At 68.0% G+C, this 16583-nt stretch carries 19 protein-coding genes and 1 pseudogene; 12 read left to right on the plus strand and 8 right to left on the minus strand.

All coding sequences use genetic code 11. From position 1 onward, the window contains the following. Window positions 1-65 precede the first annotated feature (65 nt). Entirely contained in the window at window positions 66-1001 is a 936-nt protein-coding gene (locus ABJI51_RS34510; RefSeq protein WP_348955279.1) for an NADP-dependent oxidoreductase, read from the plus strand. A gap of 27 nt (window positions 1002-1028) precedes the next feature. Here ABJI51_RS34510 and ABJI51_RS34515 read toward each other — a convergent pair whose 3' ends face one another. Then, complete coding sequence (locus ABJI51_RS34515) at window positions 1029-1943, minus strand: AraC family transcriptional regulator (protein WP_348955280.1); 915 nt, start codon at window positions 1941-1943, stop codon at window positions 1029-1031. Between the two features lie 80 nt (window positions 1944-2023). On the opposite strand from ABJI51_RS34515, the gene ABJI51_RS34520 reads away from it, so the two are divergent. Further along, window positions 2024-2803, plus strand: a complete 780-nt coding sequence (locus ABJI51_RS34520; RefSeq protein WP_348955281.1) for an SDR family oxidoreductase — start codon at window positions 2024-2026, stop codon at window positions 2801-2803. A gap of 68 nt (window positions 2804-2871) precedes the next feature. Next, the gene (locus ABJI51_RS34525; RefSeq protein ID WP_348955282.1) at window positions 2872-3138 is read left to right on the plus strand and encodes a hypothetical protein; all 267 of its coding nucleotides are present in this window, start codon (window positions 2872-2874) and stop codon (window positions 3136-3138) included. 118 nt (window positions 3139-3256) lie between these two features. Here the strand turns inward: ABJI51_RS34525 and ABJI51_RS34530 are convergent. The 3 genes and pseudogenes from ABJI51_RS34530 to ABJI51_RS34540 all read right to left on the minus strand — a co-directional run. Further along, window positions 3257-3614, minus strand: a pseudogene (locus ABJI51_RS34530) (GTP 3',8-cyclase MoaA); the annotation flags it as partial. 97 nt (window positions 3615-3711) lie between these two features. Continuing rightward, entirely contained in the window at window positions 3712-4170 is a 459-nt protein-coding gene (locus tag ABJI51_RS34535; RefSeq protein WP_348955283.1) for a PaaI family thioesterase, read from the minus strand. After that, window positions 4167-6458 (minus strand): molybdopterin-dependent oxidoreductase, encoded by a 2292-nt coding sequence (locus ABJI51_RS34540; RefSeq protein ID WP_348955284.1) that lies wholly within the window; start codon window positions 6456-6458, stop codon window positions 4167-4169. The genes ABJI51_RS34535 and ABJI51_RS34540 overlap by 4 nt, the downstream gene beginning before the upstream one ends. A 176-nt stretch (window positions 6459-6634) precedes the next feature. Here ABJI51_RS34540 and ABJI51_RS34545 point away from each other — a divergent pair, with 176 nt between their 5' ends. The 5 genes from ABJI51_RS34545 (at window position 6635) to ABJI51_RS34565 (ending at window position 9623) form a co-directional block, all read left to right on the plus strand. Beyond that, a complete protein-coding gene (locus tag ABJI51_RS34545) occupies window positions 6635-7231 on the plus strand; it encodes a TetR/AcrR family transcriptional regulator (RefSeq protein ID WP_348955285.1) in 597 nt (198 codons plus the stop codon). A gap of 11 nt (window positions 7232-7242) precedes the next feature. Beyond that, on the plus strand, window positions 7243-7890 hold the full coding sequence (locus ABJI51_RS34550; RefSeq protein ID WP_348955286.1) for an enoyl-CoA hydratase/isomerase family protein: 648 nt from the start codon (window positions 7243-7245) through the stop codon (window positions 7888-7890). A 35-nt stretch (window positions 7891-7925) separates the two neighbouring features. Next, on the plus strand, window positions 7926-8414 hold the full coding sequence (locus ABJI51_RS34555; protein WP_348955287.1) for a hotdog fold domain-containing protein: 489 nt from the start codon (window positions 7926-7928) through the stop codon (window positions 8412-8414). 216 nt (window positions 8415-8630) lie between these two features. Then, a complete protein-coding gene (locus ABJI51_RS34560; protein WP_348955288.1) occupies window positions 8631-8900 on the plus strand; it encodes a hypothetical protein in 270 nt (89 codons plus the stop codon). Between the two features lie 198 nt (window positions 8901-9098). Then, window positions 9099-9623: a hypothetical protein gene (locus ABJI51_RS34565; RefSeq protein WP_348955289.1), complete on the plus strand. Its 525-nt coding sequence runs from the start codon at window positions 9099-9101 to the stop codon at window positions 9621-9623. A 199-nt stretch (window positions 9624-9822) separates the two neighbouring features. On the opposite strand, the gene ABJI51_RS34570 is transcribed toward ABJI51_RS34565, so the two are convergent. Further along, entirely contained in the window at window positions 9823-9984 is a 162-nt protein-coding gene (locus ABJI51_RS34570; protein ID WP_348955290.1) for a hypothetical protein, read from the minus strand. Window positions 9985-10110: 126 nt separating this feature from the next. Here ABJI51_RS34570 and ABJI51_RS34575 point away from each other — a divergent pair, with 126 nt between their 5' ends. Beyond that, complete coding sequence (locus ABJI51_RS34575; protein ID WP_348955291.1) at window positions 10111-10860, plus strand: SDR family NAD(P)-dependent oxidoreductase; 750 nt, start codon at window positions 10111-10113, stop codon at window positions 10858-10860. Here ABJI51_RS34575 and ABJI51_RS34580 read toward each other — a convergent pair. The 3 genes from ABJI51_RS34580 to ABJI51_RS34590 are packed head-to-tail and all read right to left on the minus strand — an operon-like array spanning window position 10844 to window position 14430. Further along, the gene (locus ABJI51_RS34580; protein ID WP_348955292.1) at window positions 10844-11803 is read right to left on the minus strand and encodes an amidohydrolase family protein; all 960 of its coding nucleotides are present in this window, start codon (window positions 11801-11803) and stop codon (window positions 10844-10846) included. The genes ABJI51_RS34575 and ABJI51_RS34580 overlap by 17 nt on opposite strands. Next, window positions 11800-13380 (minus strand): Na+/H+ antiporter, encoded by a 1581-nt coding sequence (locus ABJI51_RS34585; RefSeq protein ID WP_348955293.1) that lies wholly within the window; start codon window positions 13378-13380, stop codon window positions 11800-11802. The genes ABJI51_RS34580 and ABJI51_RS34585 overlap by 4 nt, the downstream gene beginning before the upstream one ends. A 15-nt stretch (window positions 13381-13395) precedes the next feature. After that, window positions 13396-14430, minus strand: a complete 1035-nt coding sequence (locus ABJI51_RS34590; RefSeq protein ID WP_348955294.1) for a zinc-binding dehydrogenase — start codon at window positions 14428-14430, stop codon at window positions 13396-13398. 133 nt (window positions 14431-14563) lie between these two features. Here ABJI51_RS34590 and ABJI51_RS34595 point away from each other — a divergent pair, with 133 nt between their 5' ends. The 3 genes from ABJI51_RS34595 to ABJI51_RS34605 are packed head-to-tail and all read left to right on the plus strand — an operon-like array spanning window position 14564 to window position 16571. Next, a complete protein-coding gene (locus ABJI51_RS34595) occupies window positions 14564-14968 on the plus strand; it encodes a nuclear transport factor 2 family protein (protein ID WP_348955295.1) in 405 nt (134 codons plus the stop codon). Continuing rightward, window positions 14965-15663, plus strand: coding sequence for a type 1 glutamine amidotransferase domain-containing protein (locus ABJI51_RS34600; protein WP_348955296.1), 699 nt, complete (start codon window positions 14965-14967; stop codon window positions 15661-15663). Before ABJI51_RS34595 ends, ABJI51_RS34600 begins: the two co-directional genes overlap by 4 nt. Continuing rightward, on the plus strand, window positions 15660-16571 hold the full coding sequence (locus ABJI51_RS34605; RefSeq protein ID WP_348955297.1) for an alpha/beta hydrolase: 912 nt from the start codon (window positions 15660-15662) through the stop codon (window positions 16569-16571). The genes ABJI51_RS34600 and ABJI51_RS34605 overlap by 4 nt, the downstream gene beginning before the upstream one ends. Window positions 16572-16583 lie beyond the last annotated feature (12 nt).

Below are 16583 nucleotides of genomic sequence, written 5' to 3' on the forward strand. Positions count from 1 at the left end.
CTTCTTTCCCATCGCAGATGTTCCGTGCCTGCCGCGCGAGCAGGTGCGCTCTACCAGGAGAACTCATGCAAGCAGCCGTTTACCGCGCTCAGGGCGGCCCGGAGGTCGTCGAGATCGCCGAGATCGACCAGCCTGTTCCAGGCCTCAGCGAGATCCGGATCAAGGTGCAGGCCGCCGCGCTCAACCCCACCGACGTGTCGGCCTGGACCGGGGGCTTCTTCCCCGCCCCGCCGGAGGGCAGCGCCTACGGCCTCGGCTGGGACGTCGCCGGTGTCGTCGACGCCGTCGGGCCAGGTGCCCCATGGAAGCCCGGACAGCCCGTCATCGCGCTCAGTTACGGCTTGCCCCTGCGGCTGCACCGGGCACAGGCCGAGTACGTCGTGGTTCCCTCGCACGCGATCGCCGCGGCCCCCGCGGGTATCGACCCCGTCCACGCTGCCACCATCCCCCTCAACGGCCTGACCGCGGCCCAGTCCGTTGAACTGCTCGGCGTCCAGGCGGGCCAGACGGTGCTCGTCACCGGCGCCGAAGGTGCGGTCGGGGGCTATGCGGTGCAGCTGGCCAAGCGGCGGGGAGCTGTGGTCATCTCGAACGACCTCTCGCCCGACGGCGAGTTCGCGACCAAGGTGGCCGGGGCCGACGTGCACGTGCCGGCGTCGCAGCCTCTGGTCGAGGCCGTCCGCGAGGTGCGTCCCGCGGGGGTCGATGCCGTTCTGGACACCGTCGGGCTGGGACAGACCGTCCTCGGAGCGATCGCCGACGGTGGCACGTTCGTGACCACGCGGCCGACTGCCGTGCCCGGCAGTGAGCGAGGAATTCGGGTTCGGCTGACGCAGGTCGGCCCGGATGCGGCGATGCTCACGACGCTGTCCGATCTGGCCGCGGCGGCAGACCTGGCGTTGCGGGTGGCCGAGACCTACCCGCTGCGGGAGGCTTCGAAGGCTTACGCCCGGCTGAAGGAGGGCGGACTGCGCGGACGTGTTGTCCTCACCGTGGAATGAGAGCGGTGGAAATGCGGATGAGATCCGTCAGAGCTGCCGGTTGTGGTGCCGCCGACGCCAGGCGCCGGGCGAAGTCCCTTCCCTGCGGGAGAACGCCCGGCTCAGGGCGGTACCTGAGTCGTATCCGACCCGACGCGCGATCTCGTGGAGGCTCAGCGAGGTGTCGCGGAGCAGCGTCTTCGTCCGGTACATCCGCCACGAGGTGAGGTAGGCGAGCGGGGTTTCGCCGGTCCTGGCCTTGAAGGCCGCGGCAAAGGCGGACCTCGACATGTTCGCCTCGCGGGCCAGCGTGTCGATGGTCCAGGGGCGGGCCAGGTCGGCGTGCATCGCCTGCAGTGCCGGCGCGAGCTCGGGGTCGCGGAGCGCGGCGATCCAGCTGACCGTGCCGTCGCCGAACGAGGCGCAGCAAGCACGCAATGCCTGGATGAACAGCACATCGGCGAGGCGGCTGGTGATGAGACCGGAACCGATACCTCGCGTCGCGGTCTCCTGCGCGATCAGGTCGAAGGTGGCTCGCAGTGTCCCGTTGGACGGGCCGTCCAGCTCCAGCCGGACGAGCGGGGGCAGCCGGGTCAGGAGCGGCTCGGCAGCATCGCTGTCGAACGGGAAGCGGCCGAACAGGATCTCGGTCAGCTCGCCGTCGCCCCCATGCTCGACGACGACGTCGGTGATGATCGACGCGCAGCTCTCGACGTCGTCGTCCGGATCGTGCTGGAGAACGAAGTCGTGGCCGGCCTGCATCAGAAAGCAGGCACCGGCCTCCAGATACTGTGGCCCGTCGGCGTTGCCGGTTGTCAGCCAGCACGAACCACTGGCGATCAGCATGAGATACGCGGCGTCCCGCGGATGGAACGAGATTCCCCACGGTGCCCTGGCATCGACTCGCTGATACTGGGAGTGCTCGATGTTCATCGAAGCGAGGACGTCTTCAACCGGCTTCATGAACTCATCCTACTTGGACGATCGGTTACTTCTTTCGGACTCCCGGCTATCGAACGTCCAGTGTGTTGATCGTAATGTCGATGGCAGCGCTCAAGTGTCCCTTCGAGCGCTCCTTGTGCCTCTTCTCTCTCCGCGTGAAGGATTTCTCCATGCAGATCGCCAATTCCGTCGCTCTCGTCACCGGCGCGAACCGCGGCGTCGGTCGTCACCTCGCCGCCCAGTTGCTCGAACGCGGCGCTGCCAAGGTCTACGCGGCCGTGCGGAACCCCGAGAGCGTTGATATGCCCGGAGTGGAAGTGCTTGCACTCGACATCACCGACCCGGATTCCATCGCCGCCGCTGCGGCCGTCGCCTCGGACGTCACGCTCTTGGTCAACAACGCCGGGATCAACACCGAGACCGATCTGGTCAACGGCGATCTGGACGAGATCGAACGCGATATGGACACCAACTTCTACGGCCCGCTCCGCATGATCCGTGCGTTCGCCCCGATCCTCAAGGCCGGCGGTGGCGGAGCGATCGTCAACGTGGTGTCGGCGGCATCCTGGGTCCCCGGTGAGAAATGGGGCGCCTACCATGCGGCCAAAGCCGCCACCTGGAGCCTCACCAACAGCGTCCGTCTCGAACTCGCCGGACAGAACACCCAGGTCACCGGCGTGTATTTCGGGCCGACCGACACCGACTTGGCCAAGGCGGTGCCGTTGGCCAAGAACGATCCCGCCGACGTCGTGACCGCCATCCTCGACGGGGTCGAGGCTAAGAAGTCCGAAGTCATTGCCGACGCGCTCTCCGTTCGGGCCAAGGCTGATCTGGCTCTCGATCCCGCAGAGGTCTATGCGCCGACCGGATCCGCTGCCTGACCTCCGGTTCAGCGGCCTCTCTGGCAGTTCTCGCCCCTTCCACGCTTGAATAACAAGGAGTGAATCGTATGTTGCAGAATTTCTCTGTGAAAATGTGGACTGTTCGGGTCCTGGCAGCCACGGTTGCCGCCAGTTCGATGCTCGCAGTGGTCGCGTTGCCGGCATCCGCGGCCACCCGTCGTGTCTCAGGTTCCGGTTCGAGCTTGCGTGCCGCCGAATCGGCTGCCGAAGCGAATTGCCGGAACAACTTCAACGGCTTCATCTCAGGAGGATGGGACTTCGAGAACAACGGGCGTTACTACACCGCCACCGCTACGTGCGAATACCCGGGGTAACGGGTCACTTGCGTGAACTGTGGGCGGGCTTCGCCTGCACTGGCTGTCCTAACGCGACGGCCGTGCCCGGCGGGGCCCGCCCGCACACCTCACACTCGCGCCCGAGGGGTTCGGGGACTCAGCCGCCGATAGCGCTCATGGTGCGGGCGGGTTGCTCTGTCATCGTCGATGCCATGCCCTCCTGCCTTGTTCCCCATCGAAGCGCGCCAAGCGGCGGCAATGGCCGCGTCGGCGGATTCCCGGTCGCGGTGCGGATCGCGGAGCAGGGATCGCAGGTCGGTTTCGTCCTGGGTGAACAGGCAGTTGCGGACCATGCCGTCGGCGGTGAGACGTACGCGGTCGCAGTTTCCGCAGAAGGGACGGGTGACCGAGGCGATCAGTCCGACGGTGCCGGGCCCGCCGTCGACGAGCCATCGTTCGGCGGGATCGTTCCGGCGGGGGCGCGGGTCGGTGGTCAGGGTGTATCGGTGCCGGAGCGGGGCAGCCCGTGTGCGGAGCGGGCGGCAGTGCATCGATGGTTGTCCTTTTCTGTCGCTTTTCGTGGCCGGCGGGGCTCGCCTGCCGTGCTCCGGTTCAGTCACCGGGTGCACGCAGGATCAGGCACGTGGTGGTGCCGTGGGCGACGAGCTTGCCCTTGCCGTCCAGCACACGGCCTTCGGCGGTGGCGGTGGAGCGTCCACTGTGGATGACGGTGCCCTCGGCGGTGAGGGTCTGCCCGTCGGTGGCCACCGAGCGGATGTAGTTGACCTTCAGTTCGAGGGTGGTGTATCCGACTCCGGCCGGCAGTGTGGTGTGCACGGCGCAGCCCATCGCGGAGTCCAGCATGGTAGCGGCGATGCCGCCGTGGACGGTGCCCAGCGGGTTGGCGAAGTCGGGGACGGTAGCCAGGGTGAAGCTCACCCGGCCGCGTTCGACGTCGGTCAGTTCCATCCCCAGCAGCCGTCCGATCGAGGGAACGTCCAGCGGACGGGCGGTTTTGATCCACTGCATCAGTTCGTAACCGGACAGTGCGGCGATGTCGGTGGTGGTCATCGGAGTGCTCCAGGGGCCGAGGGGCTCATGTGGGTGGTGGTGACCGGCTCGATTCGGGCCGGGACATTCTTGTGCCAGGGCGTGCCGGAGATGGGGTCGCGGCGGCGGGCGTCGGTGAGCTGGTTGAGTGCGACCCCGACGACGGAGTTGCCGTCGCCGCGCAGGTCGAGGCCGAAACCGTTGGGCAGCGCGGCATGTCCGGCCTGCATGCGGTCGTCGATCTCGACGGAGGCGACCGCTGAGCCGCGTTCGGTGACGACTCGCGCCTGATCTCCGTCGTGGAGGCCGAGTGCTTCGGCGTCGGGGCGGCTCAGGCGCAGGGCACCCTTGGTGTCGCGCAGTCTCCAGCTGTCGTCGTGGATGATGGTGTTCGCGGTGAACGGCCGTCGTTGCCCCGCGGCGAGGATGACGGGATATTCGGCGCTGGTCTGCACCGCGGTGGCCGGATCGAGATCGTCCAGGATGCCCAGCAGTTCCGGGATGGCCAGCGGGAACCGCTTGTCAGGGTGGGGAAGGTAGTCCCAGGCGTCATCCTGGCTGTCTTCGGTGAAGACCACCCCTGACCGTCCCTGGAGAATGGCATCGAACAGCGCGTCGGCGCTGACGTGCCCGGCTCGGCGCATCGCGGCTGGGTAGGTGCGGGCGGTGCGCTGGGCCAGTGCCCACAGCACCGCGGCTGCGCGTGCGTTGCCGGGCAGGGTCGGGCCGAGGGTTTCGTAGAGCAGGAACGGCGCCATCGCGAGGGTTTTCTTGTTCGCCATGACCAAGGCCGCGAACGCCAGCCGGAACGGGGTGCGGCCCCACTTGGCGGCGGTCCGCAGCACGGCCAGCGGAAGGGGCTTGACCGCGCGGAGTTGCCTGGTCAGCCGGGCGTAGATCTCGGGTTCGGGCAGGGTGCCCGGCAGCGGGTCCAGCACGGGCGCGCGCAGGTGGAAGGTGTTGCGGGGAAACTCGAAGTTGAAGAAGGTGGCCTCGTACTTTTCGTACTGGGAGGCTGCGGGCAGGACGTAGTCGGCCAACCGGGCGGTTTCGGTCATGGTGACGTCGATGACGACGACGAACTCGAGTTCTTTCAACGCCCGCCGGAACATCCGGGAGTCGGCCAGTGAGTGCGCGGGGTTGGACGATTCGATCAGCATCGCCCGGAACCGGTCAGGGTGATCGCTGACGATCTCCTCGGCGATGACGTTGCAGGGCACGAGCCCGCCCGGCATCCGTGCCCCAGTGACCGGGGTGGTGCGGGTACGGGTCGAGTAGTGCGCGAGCGGGAACATCCACGAGTGGGGTTGCATGGCACCCTGTTTCGCGAAGTTGCCGGTGACCAGCCAGATCAGCTTGTTCAGATAGGAGATCAGGGTGCTGTTCGGGCCCTGCTGCACCCCGAGATCTTCATAGGTCGACACGCTCGCGGCCGTGCCGATGCGGGTGGCGGCGCGGCGCAACAGGTCTTCGTCGACCCCGCACACGGCAGCGTGCGCGCTGATGTCGATGCCGCGCACCACCTCGGCCACGACCTCGTAGTCACGCGTGTGCTCGGCCAGGAAACGATGATCGAGCAGGTCCTGTTCGACGAGGATCGCCAGGATGGCCGACAGGCACCAGGCGTCGGTTCCGGGTTTGACCTGGAGGTGGAAGTCGGCGAGGTCGGCGGTCTCGGTGCGGATCGGGTCGATGACGATCAGGCTGCGTGCCGGGTCCTTGGCGATTTCCTTGAGCACGGTGCGGGCGCGGGCGACGCCGTGGCTCTGGAAGGGGTTCTTGCCGATGAACACCGACACTTCGGCGTGCTCGAAATCGCCGTGGGTGTGCCCGCCGGTGAAGTGTGCGTCGACCCATCCTTCACCGGTCTTTTCCTGGGCCAGTGGATTGGAGCGGTAACGCGAGCCCAGTGCCTTGAGGAGCGGGCCGGCGTAGGCGCCGCCGAGGTGGTTGCCCTGTCCGCCCCCGCCGTAGAAGAAGATCTTGTCTCCGCCGTGGGTGTCGCGCACCGCGGCGAACCGTTGTGCGACCTCGGCGATGGCGATGTCCCAGTCCACGGGAGTGAACGTGCCGTCGGGTTCACGCCGCAAGGGGGTGGTCAGGCGCCGGCCGCCGTTTTGGTAGTGGTCCAGGCGCAGCGCCTTGTTGCAGGTGTAGCCGTGGGTGGACACGTGGTCCTTGTCCCCGCGGATCTTGAGGAAGGTCCGTTGCCCTTCGGCAGTGAGGATCTGCACCCCGCAGTTGTTCTCGCACAGGATGCACGCCGTCTTGTGCCAGGTGCCGTCCTCGGGACCGGTCGTGGGGGTCATGGCAATGCTCGTCTTCTGCTCGGTGGCGGGTGCGTCGACACATAGAAGAGCACATGCTCTGCTATCAAACTAGAGCATACGCTCTGTTATCTACGTCACGGACGGCGATGTAGAGCGCGTGCTCTGTTAACGTGTGCCGCATGCCTCGCCCTCGAGTACACGACCTCGACCGCCTGATGGACGCCGCCGAGCGCATGGCCGTCGACGCCGGGCCTGCTGCGGTCACCGTCCGGGCACTCTCGGAGGCCACCTCGGTGTCCAACGGGGCGATCTACCACGCCTTCGGTTCCCGGTCCGGCCTGATGGGCCGTATCTGGTTGCGCGCCGCGCAGCAGTTCCTCGCTCTGCAGCGTCAAGCGGTGGAGCACGCGACGGCTGGAGGTTCGACGCCCGAGCGCGCGATCGAGGCGGTCGTCGCCGCAGCCGACACTCCCGCCGAATTCCTGATGCGGCAACCGACATCGGGCCGGTTCCTCCTGACGGTGTCTCGGAAGGAACTCCTCGGCTCCAGCGAGATGCCCGACGACATCGCCGAAGAACTCCGGCAACTCGACCAGTCCCTGGCCGGGCTCCTCATCGAGCTGGCACACCGCGTGTTCGGCCGCGGCGACCGCACCGCTGTCGCAGTCATCCGGGACTGCGTGGTGGAACTACCCAGCGCATTGCTGCTGAGAGGCAGGCGAGACCCGGATCCCGCCGTGCGCCAACGCCTCGCGGCCGCCGTCCGCGCAGTACTAGCCGTGTCTCTCCAGTCCCCCGTCACAACGAAGTGAAAGGCACGATCATGACCGCGAACCTGCACTACCAGGACAAGATCGCCGTGCTGACCCTCGGCGACGACGAAAACCGGTTCTCGCCGGACTGGCTCGACGCCGTCAACGCCCACCTCGACACCGTCGAACGAGACGCCCACGGCCTCGTCACCACCGGAAGCGGAAAGTTCTACTCCAACGGCCTCGACCTGGAGTGGCTGATGGCCAACGGCGACCGCGCCGAATGGTACGTCTCCCGCGTCCAAGAACTCTTCGCCCGCATTCTCACCTTCCCGCTGCCCACCATCGCCGCAGTCAACGGCCACGCCTTCGGCGCCGGCGCCATGGTGGCCATCGCCCACGACTACCGCGTCATGCGAGCGGACCGCGGCTACTACTGCTTCCCCGAGGTCGACATCAACATTCCCTTCACCCCCGGCATGGCCGCCCTCATCCAAGCCAAGCTCAGCCCGCAGGCCGCGGTGACCGCCATGACCACCGGCCGGCGCTTCAGCGGCCCGGACGCTCTGGCCGCCGGGCTCGTCGACGCCACCGCCTCCGAACCCGAGGTCCTCACCACCGCCGTCGAACGGTTGTCCCCCATCATCGGCAAGAACCCCGGAACGCTCGGCGCCATCAAATCCACCATGTACAGCGCCGTCACGGCGGCACTGCGCTGACCCCGGTACGGATCACCACCAGAAGAGGACCGCCGATGACCATCGTCCAGCCTCTGGCGCGTAGCGCCAACCTCGCTCTTTGGGACAGGCTGCAGCGCCTGCCGTTCGGCAGCTGGCTGTTCACTCGGGCGCTGTGCTGGAAAGCCCCCTACTTCCGCACTGTGCACCCCCTTCTCCGGGAACTACGGCCCGGATTGTGCCGAGTCAGCGCGCCCAACCGCCGCGGCGTCCGCAACCACCTCGGCACCTATCACGCCATCGCCTCCTGCAACATGGCGGAACTGGCCGGCGGCATGATGACCGACGCCACCATCCCCGCCACCCACCGGTGGATCCCGGTCGGCATGAACGTCGAATACAAGGCCAAGGCGACAACCGCAGTGACAGCCATCGCCCGCCTCGACCCCATTCCCGAGTTCGGTGACGACCCCACCGAGCTCATCGTCCCGGTTGATGTCCTCGACGCTGACGGCAAAGCCTTCGTCACCGCGAGGATCACCATGCACGTCTCCAGGAAACGATAGAACAACGTCGATATTGACGTCGACATTCCCGCGGCAATCCACAGCGCCCTGGTGAACCGCTTGGAATCGCCATGCAAAGAGCACGATTGCGTCCACTGAATACCGGCCGGTCGGCAGGGCCTGAAATGGCGTCCGACCTTCATCCGTCCAACTGCTCGACAATTTCATCATTTCGGTGGGTGCGGTGGTGACGACGTCGCTATTAGAGTTGGCGTTATGAACAGTTCACCTGAATCCTTCGTTTCCAAGTACGTATCCAAAATGGCCCTCGAAATTCGCCCCCTTGAGCTTGTCGTCGGACAGTCGCCCGCAGCCTGCTTCGCCGAGACGCCGGCAGCGAGGCGAGCTATCGCCGCAACTCCGAATCAGGCCGGTGAACAGAGGGCGTTTGCCGTCGGTTCCGTCCATGAACGGCCCGCCGTCAAGGTTGCCCCGCTTGGTGACCTGTCCGCCCAGGAGCTGATCGCGGCCATCTCGGCGATCTGACGCCTCATGGGACTGTGTCCCGGTCGCAGGTCTGGCCAACCTGTGACCGGGCACAATCCGAAGGTTTGCCGGGCACATTTCGCGTTTGACGAACCGAACCGAAGGTCCAGCAGCGACGACAGATCCGTCACCGGCAACCTGAGACATGTCGATCGAAACCACGAACCATGCCGACGGATCGCGACTACAATGCACGTGGTGACCGAAGATGCCGAGAAGGAACTCGACGCTGTTGCCGCCCAACTGCAACACAGCTATGAAGCGCTACGGGCTCTCGCAACGTTGGCGATACAGATGTGTGGCTTCATCATCGCCGCAGATACTTTATTACTGGCCTACGGCCTTTCCCAGCGACAGGCGGGGTTTCTCCTTATCGCGAGCGCGATGCCACAACTCATAGCCTTGCTGAGCGCACTCGTGATCGCACACGGGTTCCCGATGGTCTATGTCGCACTCCGAGCTGAGCGCCGGCTGGCTCCGAACGCTGACACACTGTGCTCCACATACCTGGCAATCCGGGCGCCGAGCATCCTGCGCAAGCTCAATGAGCACCTGGACCAGAATGACTCGCCGAAAAGCATGTCTGACCTTCGAAGGCTTGCTTCGGCGCGACGTTTCATCGACTTTCGATCCCCCGGAATGGTGATACTCGAGGTCGGCTGGATCAGTCAGGTGGTGCTCTTTGTCCTGGCGCTGTGCCTTTTCAACTATCGCCTGTTTTGAGGTGCCCCGGATCGCACCAGGCCATCCGCTCATGCCGCTGAGCGCTCGTTCAGCCGCACGCGTGCGAGCCATTGGCCTGTCGCTCCTCGGCAACGATCAACTTTGTCCTGCGGGGCGCGTGGCACCGACTGCGCCACCCTGAACAGGGTCGAAGCGGACCGGTTTCCCGAAGTCGGGAGCGTTGATCATTTTGGGTCGCCTACGTCGGGATCACCACCGGCGAGCTGGGCAACCACCCAGTTCGGCCCGAATCCCGGTCCCAGTCCCTCGCGCCGATCTTGATCACCTCCTGCTCGGGATCGAAGTGGTAGGCGACCGGTACCCGGGTGAAGGCGGACTCCGCTTCGGTGAACTTGCTCAATTCGGGTCTCCGTTCGAGGGGGTGCTCCCCGGGGCATCGATGACAACGCGGTCAAACTAACCCAAGCTCTTGCCTGGTATCAACCGCTTGATACTATCCAAATGCTTGAGGACGCGAGGAGGAACGATGACACGGGTGGCAGTGGTGACCGGAGGCAGCCGGGGAATCGGGGCGGCAGTGGCCGTGGAGTTCGGCCGGCTCGGTTACGCGGTGGTGGTCAACTACCACAGCCGCCGGGCAGCGGCGGACGCCGTCGTCGACGCCGTCGCGCAGGCCGGTGGCCAAGGGCTCGCCATCGCGGGAGACATGCGGGTACCCGGGGACGCGGCCCGGTTGGTCCGCGCGGCGACGGAGAGCTTCGGCCGCATCGACACCCTCGTGTGCAACGCCGCAACGCCGATCAAGCAGGCGGCATTCGCCGACATGCCCTGGGAGGACTTCGCTGCCAAGCTGACCGGCGAGCTCGGCGCCGCCTACCACGTCACGCAGCTCGCGCTGCCGGTGATGCGGAAGCAGCGGTACGGCCGTCTGGTGTTCGTGTCCAGTGGTCAGGCCGAACGTCCGGGCGCGCCGGGCATGATCGCGCACGGCTCGGCCAAGGCCGCCTTGAACACCTTCACGCGCTACCTCGCCGTCGAGGAAGGCCCGCACGGCATCACCGCCAACGTCGTGGCCCCGGGTTACGTGCACACCGATGCCTCCGCGGCCGTGGGCACCGAGGAGTTCGAAGCGGTCATCGCCGCGCGGACCCCGCTGCGGCGGGTGGCCGAGCCGATCGACATCGGGCGGGTCATCGCCCTGGTCGGTGGCGAGAACAGTGGCTTCGCCACCGGGATCGTCGTGCCGGTGGACGGCGGAATCACTCTCGCTCCGTGAGGCCGGGGAACAGCCGCCGCGCGTTGACCGTCGTCAACGCCCGCCAGGTGGCCGCCGCCGGTGCGGGTGCGGGTGCGGTGTCGATCGCGTCGAGGTGCGCGGCGGCGACGGCGGGTGGTGTCCAGCAGTAGTCGCTGCCGAACAGCAGCCGGTCCGGGCCGGCCAGGCCGAGCAGGGCGGCGGCCTGCCGTGGGAAGGCGGGACCGGCGATGTCGTAGTACAGGCGGCGCAACTGCTCGATTGCCCCGGTTTTCCCTTGCGCGTCCAGGAAAAGCCTCGTGAACTCGTCGACGCGGTCGGCCACGACGGGCAGTGCGCCACCGCAGTGCGGGACGATCACTTCGAGGTCCGGGTGCCGCTCCAGCACACCGGACAGCAGCAGGTCCACGACCGTGCGCGTGGTGTCGAAGAGGTATTCGATCATCGGCCGCGGCCGTCCGAGCGCCGACCGGTCCCCGCAGACCGGCGAAGTCGGGTGCAGGAACACGACGGTCCGGCGGCGGCCCAGCTCGGCGACGACCGGTTCCAGACGGGCGTCGCCGAGATACGTGCCCTGGGTGTTGGTCATCAGCACGACACCGTCCGCGCCGAGATCGTCGACGGCGTAAGCGATTTCGGCCAGCGATCCGTCCACATCGGGCAGCGGGAGGGACGCGAAGAAGCCGAACCGGCCGGGGTGACGCGCGGCAATCCGGGCGGCATCTTCGTTGACCTCGCGAGCGAGCCGGCGAGCCGCGGCGTCGTCTCCGAAGTGGACGCCCGGTGAGGACATCGACAGCAAAGCGATGTCGATGCCGTGCCGGTCCATCAGCTCCAGGTGCGCCTCGGCCGACCAGTCCGGCCATCGCTGCATGCCGTCGGGATGCGCGTGACCGGCCGCGACGGCCTGACGAAGGTAGGAATCGGTGACGAAGTGGGCGTGCACGTCGATCAACCCGGTCATTCCACCAGCCCTTCCGGGGACAGCCGGACTTCTTCGAAGTCGAGGGCGGCCTGCACCTGGCGCAGGACCGTGTCGTCGATGCGGAGCTCGTCGCGCAGGCGCACGACCGTGGCGCGCCGGTGGGCGATCAGTTCCCGGTAGAGCGCGGTGTAGTGCTCGTCGTGGCGCACCGCCGGATGGCCACCGTCGCCGTGGGCCCGCAGAAGCCGCAGCCGTTCGGCAAGCTCCCGCTGCAGGCGTTCGACGACGTCCGGGTCGGTGCCGAGGCCGGTGGCCAGCCGTGGCACGGCGGCCAGGGCCTCCTCCGTGGCCCGGATCTCGGCGAGCTGCCGTTCGGAGTCGACGGCGGTGTCGCGGGGCAGCCGCGCCCACCGGACGACGCCGGGCAGGATCAGCCCTTGCAGGAGGGTGAGGACGATGACGCCGCCGGTGACGAACACGATCAGGTCCCGGCCGGGGAACGGCTCGCCGGAGGCGAGCTGCCGGGGCACGGCCAGCGCGGCGGCCAGCGACACCGCGCCACGGAACCCGGTGAGCGCGCTGACCAGCCGGGGCCGGGCATCGACCCGGCGCGCCCGCTGCCGCGGACGGCGGTCCACGAGCCGGACCAGGTACGGCACCGTGAACAGGAACACCAGCCGCGCGGCGATCACCACCGCGGTGACCACGGCGACCGTCGCCAGGGCCCGCGGCAGCGCGGTGCCGGCCGGCCCGCGCACAGCCGACTGCAGCTCCAGCCCGACCAGGACGAACAGGACGGCGTTGAGCAGGAAGGTCGCCACCGTCCAGAACGCCTGCGCCTGCACCCGCATTTCCGCACGCACCACACCGCGGGGCGCGGCCTGGCTCATGAACAGCCCGGCGACGACCACGGCCAGCACACCCGAGGCGTGGATCGCCTCGGCCAGCAGGAACGCGGTGAACGGGATCAGCGCCATGGTGACCTGCCCGGTCAGCGGGTCGCGCTGGCGGCGGCGTACCTGCGCCGCGACCCAGCCGATCACCGCCCCGGCCGCGGCCCCGCCGGCGTAGGAGAGCAGAAACAGCCAGCCCACATGCGCCGCGCCCAGCTGCTCTTCGCCGACCGTGACGCCGACCGCCAGTCCGTAGATCACCAGTGCCGTGCCGTCGTTGACCAGGCTTTCCGCCCGCAGCACCGTGACCTGGCCGCGGGGCAGCAGCCGGGCGACGACGCCGACGGCGGTGGCGTCGGTCGGGGCGACGGCCGCGCCGAGTACCCACGCCGGCCCCCACGGCAGGCCGAGCGCGTGCGCGACGACCGCGACCGCGGCGGCCGTCGCGACGACCAGGACGGTGCTCAGCAGCACGATGCCGCGCAGGTTGGCGCGGATCTCACGCAGGGAGGTGGTCAGGCTCTCCCAGTACAGCAGCACCGGCAGGAACAGCAGCAGCACCAGCTCCGGCGGCAGGTGCACGGCGCGTAGCGCGGGAACGAACCCGAGCAGTGCTCCGGCGGCCAGCAGGGTGACCGGCGGGGCGATCCCGAGCCGGGTGCTCGCGGCCCGGCCCAGCAGGACCGCCAGGCCGAGCAGCACGACGAGGTCAAGGCCGGGCATCGGGCGTCTCCCCGGTCACGGCCGGACGAGCACCTTCAGCGCCTCGCGCGCCGCCATGGCCCGATAGCCGTCCGGGACGTCCGCCAAGCCGACCGTGCGATCGAAGACCCGGCCGGGCTCGACCACGCCGTCGAGCACGTCGGGCAGCAGCTCCTCGAGGTAGGCGCGCACCGGCGCGATCCCGCCGGTGAGGGTGATGTTGCGGCCGAAGGCCGGGAAGCCGAACGGCACCTCCGCGTACTGCGGGGCACCGACCCGGCTGACCGTGCCCCCGTCGCGGACCACGGCCAAGGCCGTTTCAAGGGTGGTGAGCGTGCCCACGCACTCCAGGACCGCCGGCGTCCCGAACCCGCCGGTCAGTTCGCGCACCCGGGCGATGCCCTCGTCTCCGCGCTCGGCGACCACGTCCGTGGCCCCGAACTCGCGGCCGAGCGAAGTGCGGTCGGCGTGCCGTCCCATCAGGATGATCCGCTCCGCGCCGAGCCGCTTGGCGGCCAGCACCGCGGACAACCCGACCGCGCCGTCGCCGATCACCGTCACCACGCTCCCCGGCCCCACCCCGGCTGTCACCGCGCAGTGGTGACCGGTCGGAAAAACGTCCGAAAGGGTGACCAGCGACGGCAGCAGCGCGTCGTCCTCGCCGACGGGCAGCTTGACCAAGGTGCCCTGGGCGAACGGCACCCGCACGGCCTCACCCTGGCCACCGTCCACGCCACCGGCGCCGAAGAAGCCGCCATGCGGACAGGAGGTGTGCAGTCCTGCGCGGCAGTACTCGCAGGTGTTGTCGGCGTAGGCGAACGGCGCCACGACGACATCTCCTGGCGCCAAACCGGACACTTCCGAGCCGAGGTCTTCGACCACGCCGAGGAACTCGTGCCCGATGCGGTCACCCTTCTCGGTGGCCGGGCGGGACCCGTAGGGCCACAGGTCGCTGCCGCAGATACAGGCCCGCAGCACCCGCACGATCGCATCGGTCGGCTCGGCCGGCTTCGGGTCCGGGACGTTCTCGACCCGGACGTCACCGGCGCCGTAGATCAAAGTCGCTCGCACAGCGCGAGAGTGACATCCGCGGCGACGGCGGTGGAGGGGAGGAAATCCTCCCCCTCAGCCGGCGGGCATTCGGCGCGGCTCGCTGTAAGGCTGGCGACCGAACACGCCCATTCGGTCCACAAAGGATGCACGTATGCCCGAATCGCCCGATGTTGCCCTGGCTCGCCGGTTGTACGAATCGCACGCCGATCCGGCGGTGATGGAAGAGATCATGGCTCCGGATCTGGAGTGGGACATCACGCCGGGCTTCCCGTTCGGCGGGGTCTACCACGGCTTCGACAGCATGATGAACGACTTCTTCGGCTCCCTCCTCCCCCATTTCGAGTCCTTCGGCGCTCAGGCCGAGCAGTACTACGCCACCGAGGACGGCCACGTGGTCGTGTCCGGCCACTACCACGGCGTGACCAAGGACGGGGAGACCGCGGACGCCCGGTTCATCCACCTGTGGACCATCCGGGACGGCAAGCTCGCGGCCCTGCGGCAGGCCGCGGACAGCCACGTCCTGCAGCAGGCACTGAACGGGGCGAACCCGCGATGACGAAGATCCTCTACCTGATCACCGCGGCCACGCACTGGACACTGGCCGACGGAACCCGCCAGCCGGCCGGCTTCTGGGCCGAAGAAGCACTCGGTCCCTACGAGGTGTTCACCCGGGCAGGTTACGAGATCGCGGCGGTGACGCCGGGTGGTGTCCCGCCGACAGCCGACGCCGCCAGCCTCACCCCCGAGTTCAACGGTGGCCCGGAAGGCGCCGAGCGCATGAAGGGCCTGTTGCGGGACGCCACCGAGCTGGCGAACCCGATGCGGATCGAAGACGCGCGCGTCGAGGACTACGACGCCGTGTTCGTCCCCGGCGGCTGGGGACCGATGGAAGACCTGCCGGACAACGCCGAATCCGGGAAGCTGCTCACCGCCTGGCTCGCCTCCGGCAAGCCATTGGCCCTGGTCTGCCACGGCCCGGCCGCACTTCTGGCCACAGTGGACGGAGACGGGAACTCCCCGTTCGCCGGCTATCGCCTGACCAGCCTGAGCAACGCCGAGGAAAAGCTCAACGGCCTCGCCGACCGCGCGAAATGGCTGCTGCAGGACCGCCTGATCGGCGACCTGGGCGTGGACTACCGCGAAGGCGAGCCGTTCGCTCCTCACGTCGAGGTCGACCGCACCCTCCACACCGGACAGAACCCCGCCTCGGCCGTGCCGCTGGCCGAGAAACTCGTGAAGGCACTGACGTGATCAGAACAGTCTCGTTCCGCAACAAGGCCGTGGACATCGCGGCACACCTCCACCTGCCGGACAACTTCGACGAAAACGCGAAATACCCGGCCCTCGTCGGTATCCACCCGGCCGGCGGGGTGAAGGAGCAGACCATCGGCCACTACGCGGCGAGACTCGCCGAGCACGGCTACGTCGTCGTGGTCTACGACTCGTCCTACCAAGGCGCCAGCGGCGGCGAACCCCGCCTCCTGGAAGACCCCTCGACGCGAGTGGAGGACGCCCGCTGCGCGGCGGACTTCCTGACCACCCTGCCGTTCGTCGACGTCGAACGCCTGGGTGTCTACGGCATCTGCGCCGGCGGCGGCTACGCGCTCAGCGTGGCGCAGACCGAACACCGGTTCAAGGCGGTCGCGACCGTCAGCGCGGCGCCGATGGGCGAAAGCTCCCGAGCGTTCATGGGACACGTCGTCCCGGCCTCCGAGCACGTCGTCACGCTGGAAATGGTGGGCAAGCAGCGCACGGCGGAAGCGAACGGCGCCGAACCGGTCTACGCACCCTTCGTCCCGGAGAAGTTCGAGGACATCGACGAGAACACGCCGGACATGCTGCGCGAGGGCTACGACTACTACCGGACACCGCGCGGCGCGCACCCCAATTCGAAAGGCCGGTTCCTGCTGACGAGCATGGACCGGATGCTCGCCTTCTCGGTGTTCGACCGGATCCCGGACTTCCTGACCCAGCCGGTGCTCCTGATCGCCGGGAGCAAGGCCGATACGAAGCTCTGGAGCGACCAGGCCTACGAGCTGGCCCCCGGCCCGAAGGAGCTGTTCGTCGTCGACGGCGCCACGCACATCGCGATGTACGACGTGCCGGAGTACGTGGACCAGGCGATCACCAAGATGGTGCAGTTCTTCGCCGTCCTGTGACCGCCGGAAGGA

This window comes from Amycolatopsis melonis (assembly GCF_040064235.1).
GTDB lineage: Bacteria > Actinomycetota > Actinomycetes > Mycobacteriales > Pseudonocardiaceae > Amycolatopsis > Amycolatopsis melonis.

Coding starts and splice junctions, on each gene's coding strand:
- ABJI51_RS34560 (WP_348955288.1), top strand. CDS start 8,631: ATGAACAGTTCACCTGAATCCTTCGTTTCCAAGTACGTATCCAAAATG.
- ABJI51_RS34510 (WP_348955279.1), top strand. CDS start 66: ATGCAAGCAGCCGTTTACCGCGCTCAGGGCGGCCCGGAGGTCGTCGAG.
- ABJI51_RS34555 (WP_348955287.1), top strand. CDS start 7,926: ATGACCATCGTCCAGCCTCTGGCGCGTAGCGCCAACCTCGCTCTTTGG.
- ABJI51_RS34575 (WP_348955291.1), top strand. CDS start 10,111: ATGACACGGGTGGCAGTGGTGACCGGAGGCAGCCGGGGAATCGGGGCG.
- ABJI51_RS34515 (WP_348955280.1), bottom strand. CDS start 1,943: ATGAAGCCGGTTGAAGACGTCCTCGCTTCGATGAACATCGAGCACTCC.
- ABJI51_RS34580 (WP_348955292.1), bottom strand. CDS start 11,803: ATGACCGGGTTGATCGACGTGCACGCCCACTTCGTCACCGATTCCTAC.
- ABJI51_RS34540 (WP_348955284.1), bottom strand. CDS start 6,458: ATGACCCCCACGACCGGTCCCGAGGACGGCACCTGGCACAAGACGGCG.
- ABJI51_RS34520 (WP_348955281.1), top strand. CDS start 2,024: ATGGCAGCGCTCAAGTGTCCCTTCGAGCGCTCCTTGTGCCTCTTCTCT.
- ABJI51_RS34595 (WP_348955295.1), top strand. CDS start 14,564: ATGCCCGAATCGCCCGATGTTGCCCTGGCTCGCCGGTTGTACGAATCG.
- ABJI51_RS34585 (WP_348955293.1), bottom strand. CDS start 13,380: ATGCCCGGCCTTGACCTCGTCGTGCTGCTCGGCCTGGCGGTCCTGCTG.
- ABJI51_RS34535 (WP_348955283.1), bottom strand. CDS start 4,170: ATGACCACCACCGACATCGCCGCACTGTCCGGTTACGAACTGATGCAG.
- ABJI51_RS34600 (WP_348955296.1), top strand. CDS start 14,965: ATGACGAAGATCCTCTACCTGATCACCGCGGCCACGCACTGGACACTG.
- ABJI51_RS34550 (WP_348955286.1), top strand. CDS start 7,243: ATGACCGCGAACCTGCACTACCAGGACAAGATCGCCGTGCTGACCCTC.
- ABJI51_RS34545 (WP_348955285.1), top strand. CDS start 6,635: ATGGACGCCGCCGAGCGCATGGCCGTCGACGCCGGGCCTGCTGCGGTC.
- ABJI51_RS34525 (WP_348955282.1), top strand. CDS start 2,872: ATGTTGCAGAATTTCTCTGTGAAAATGTGGACTGTTCGGGTCCTGGCA.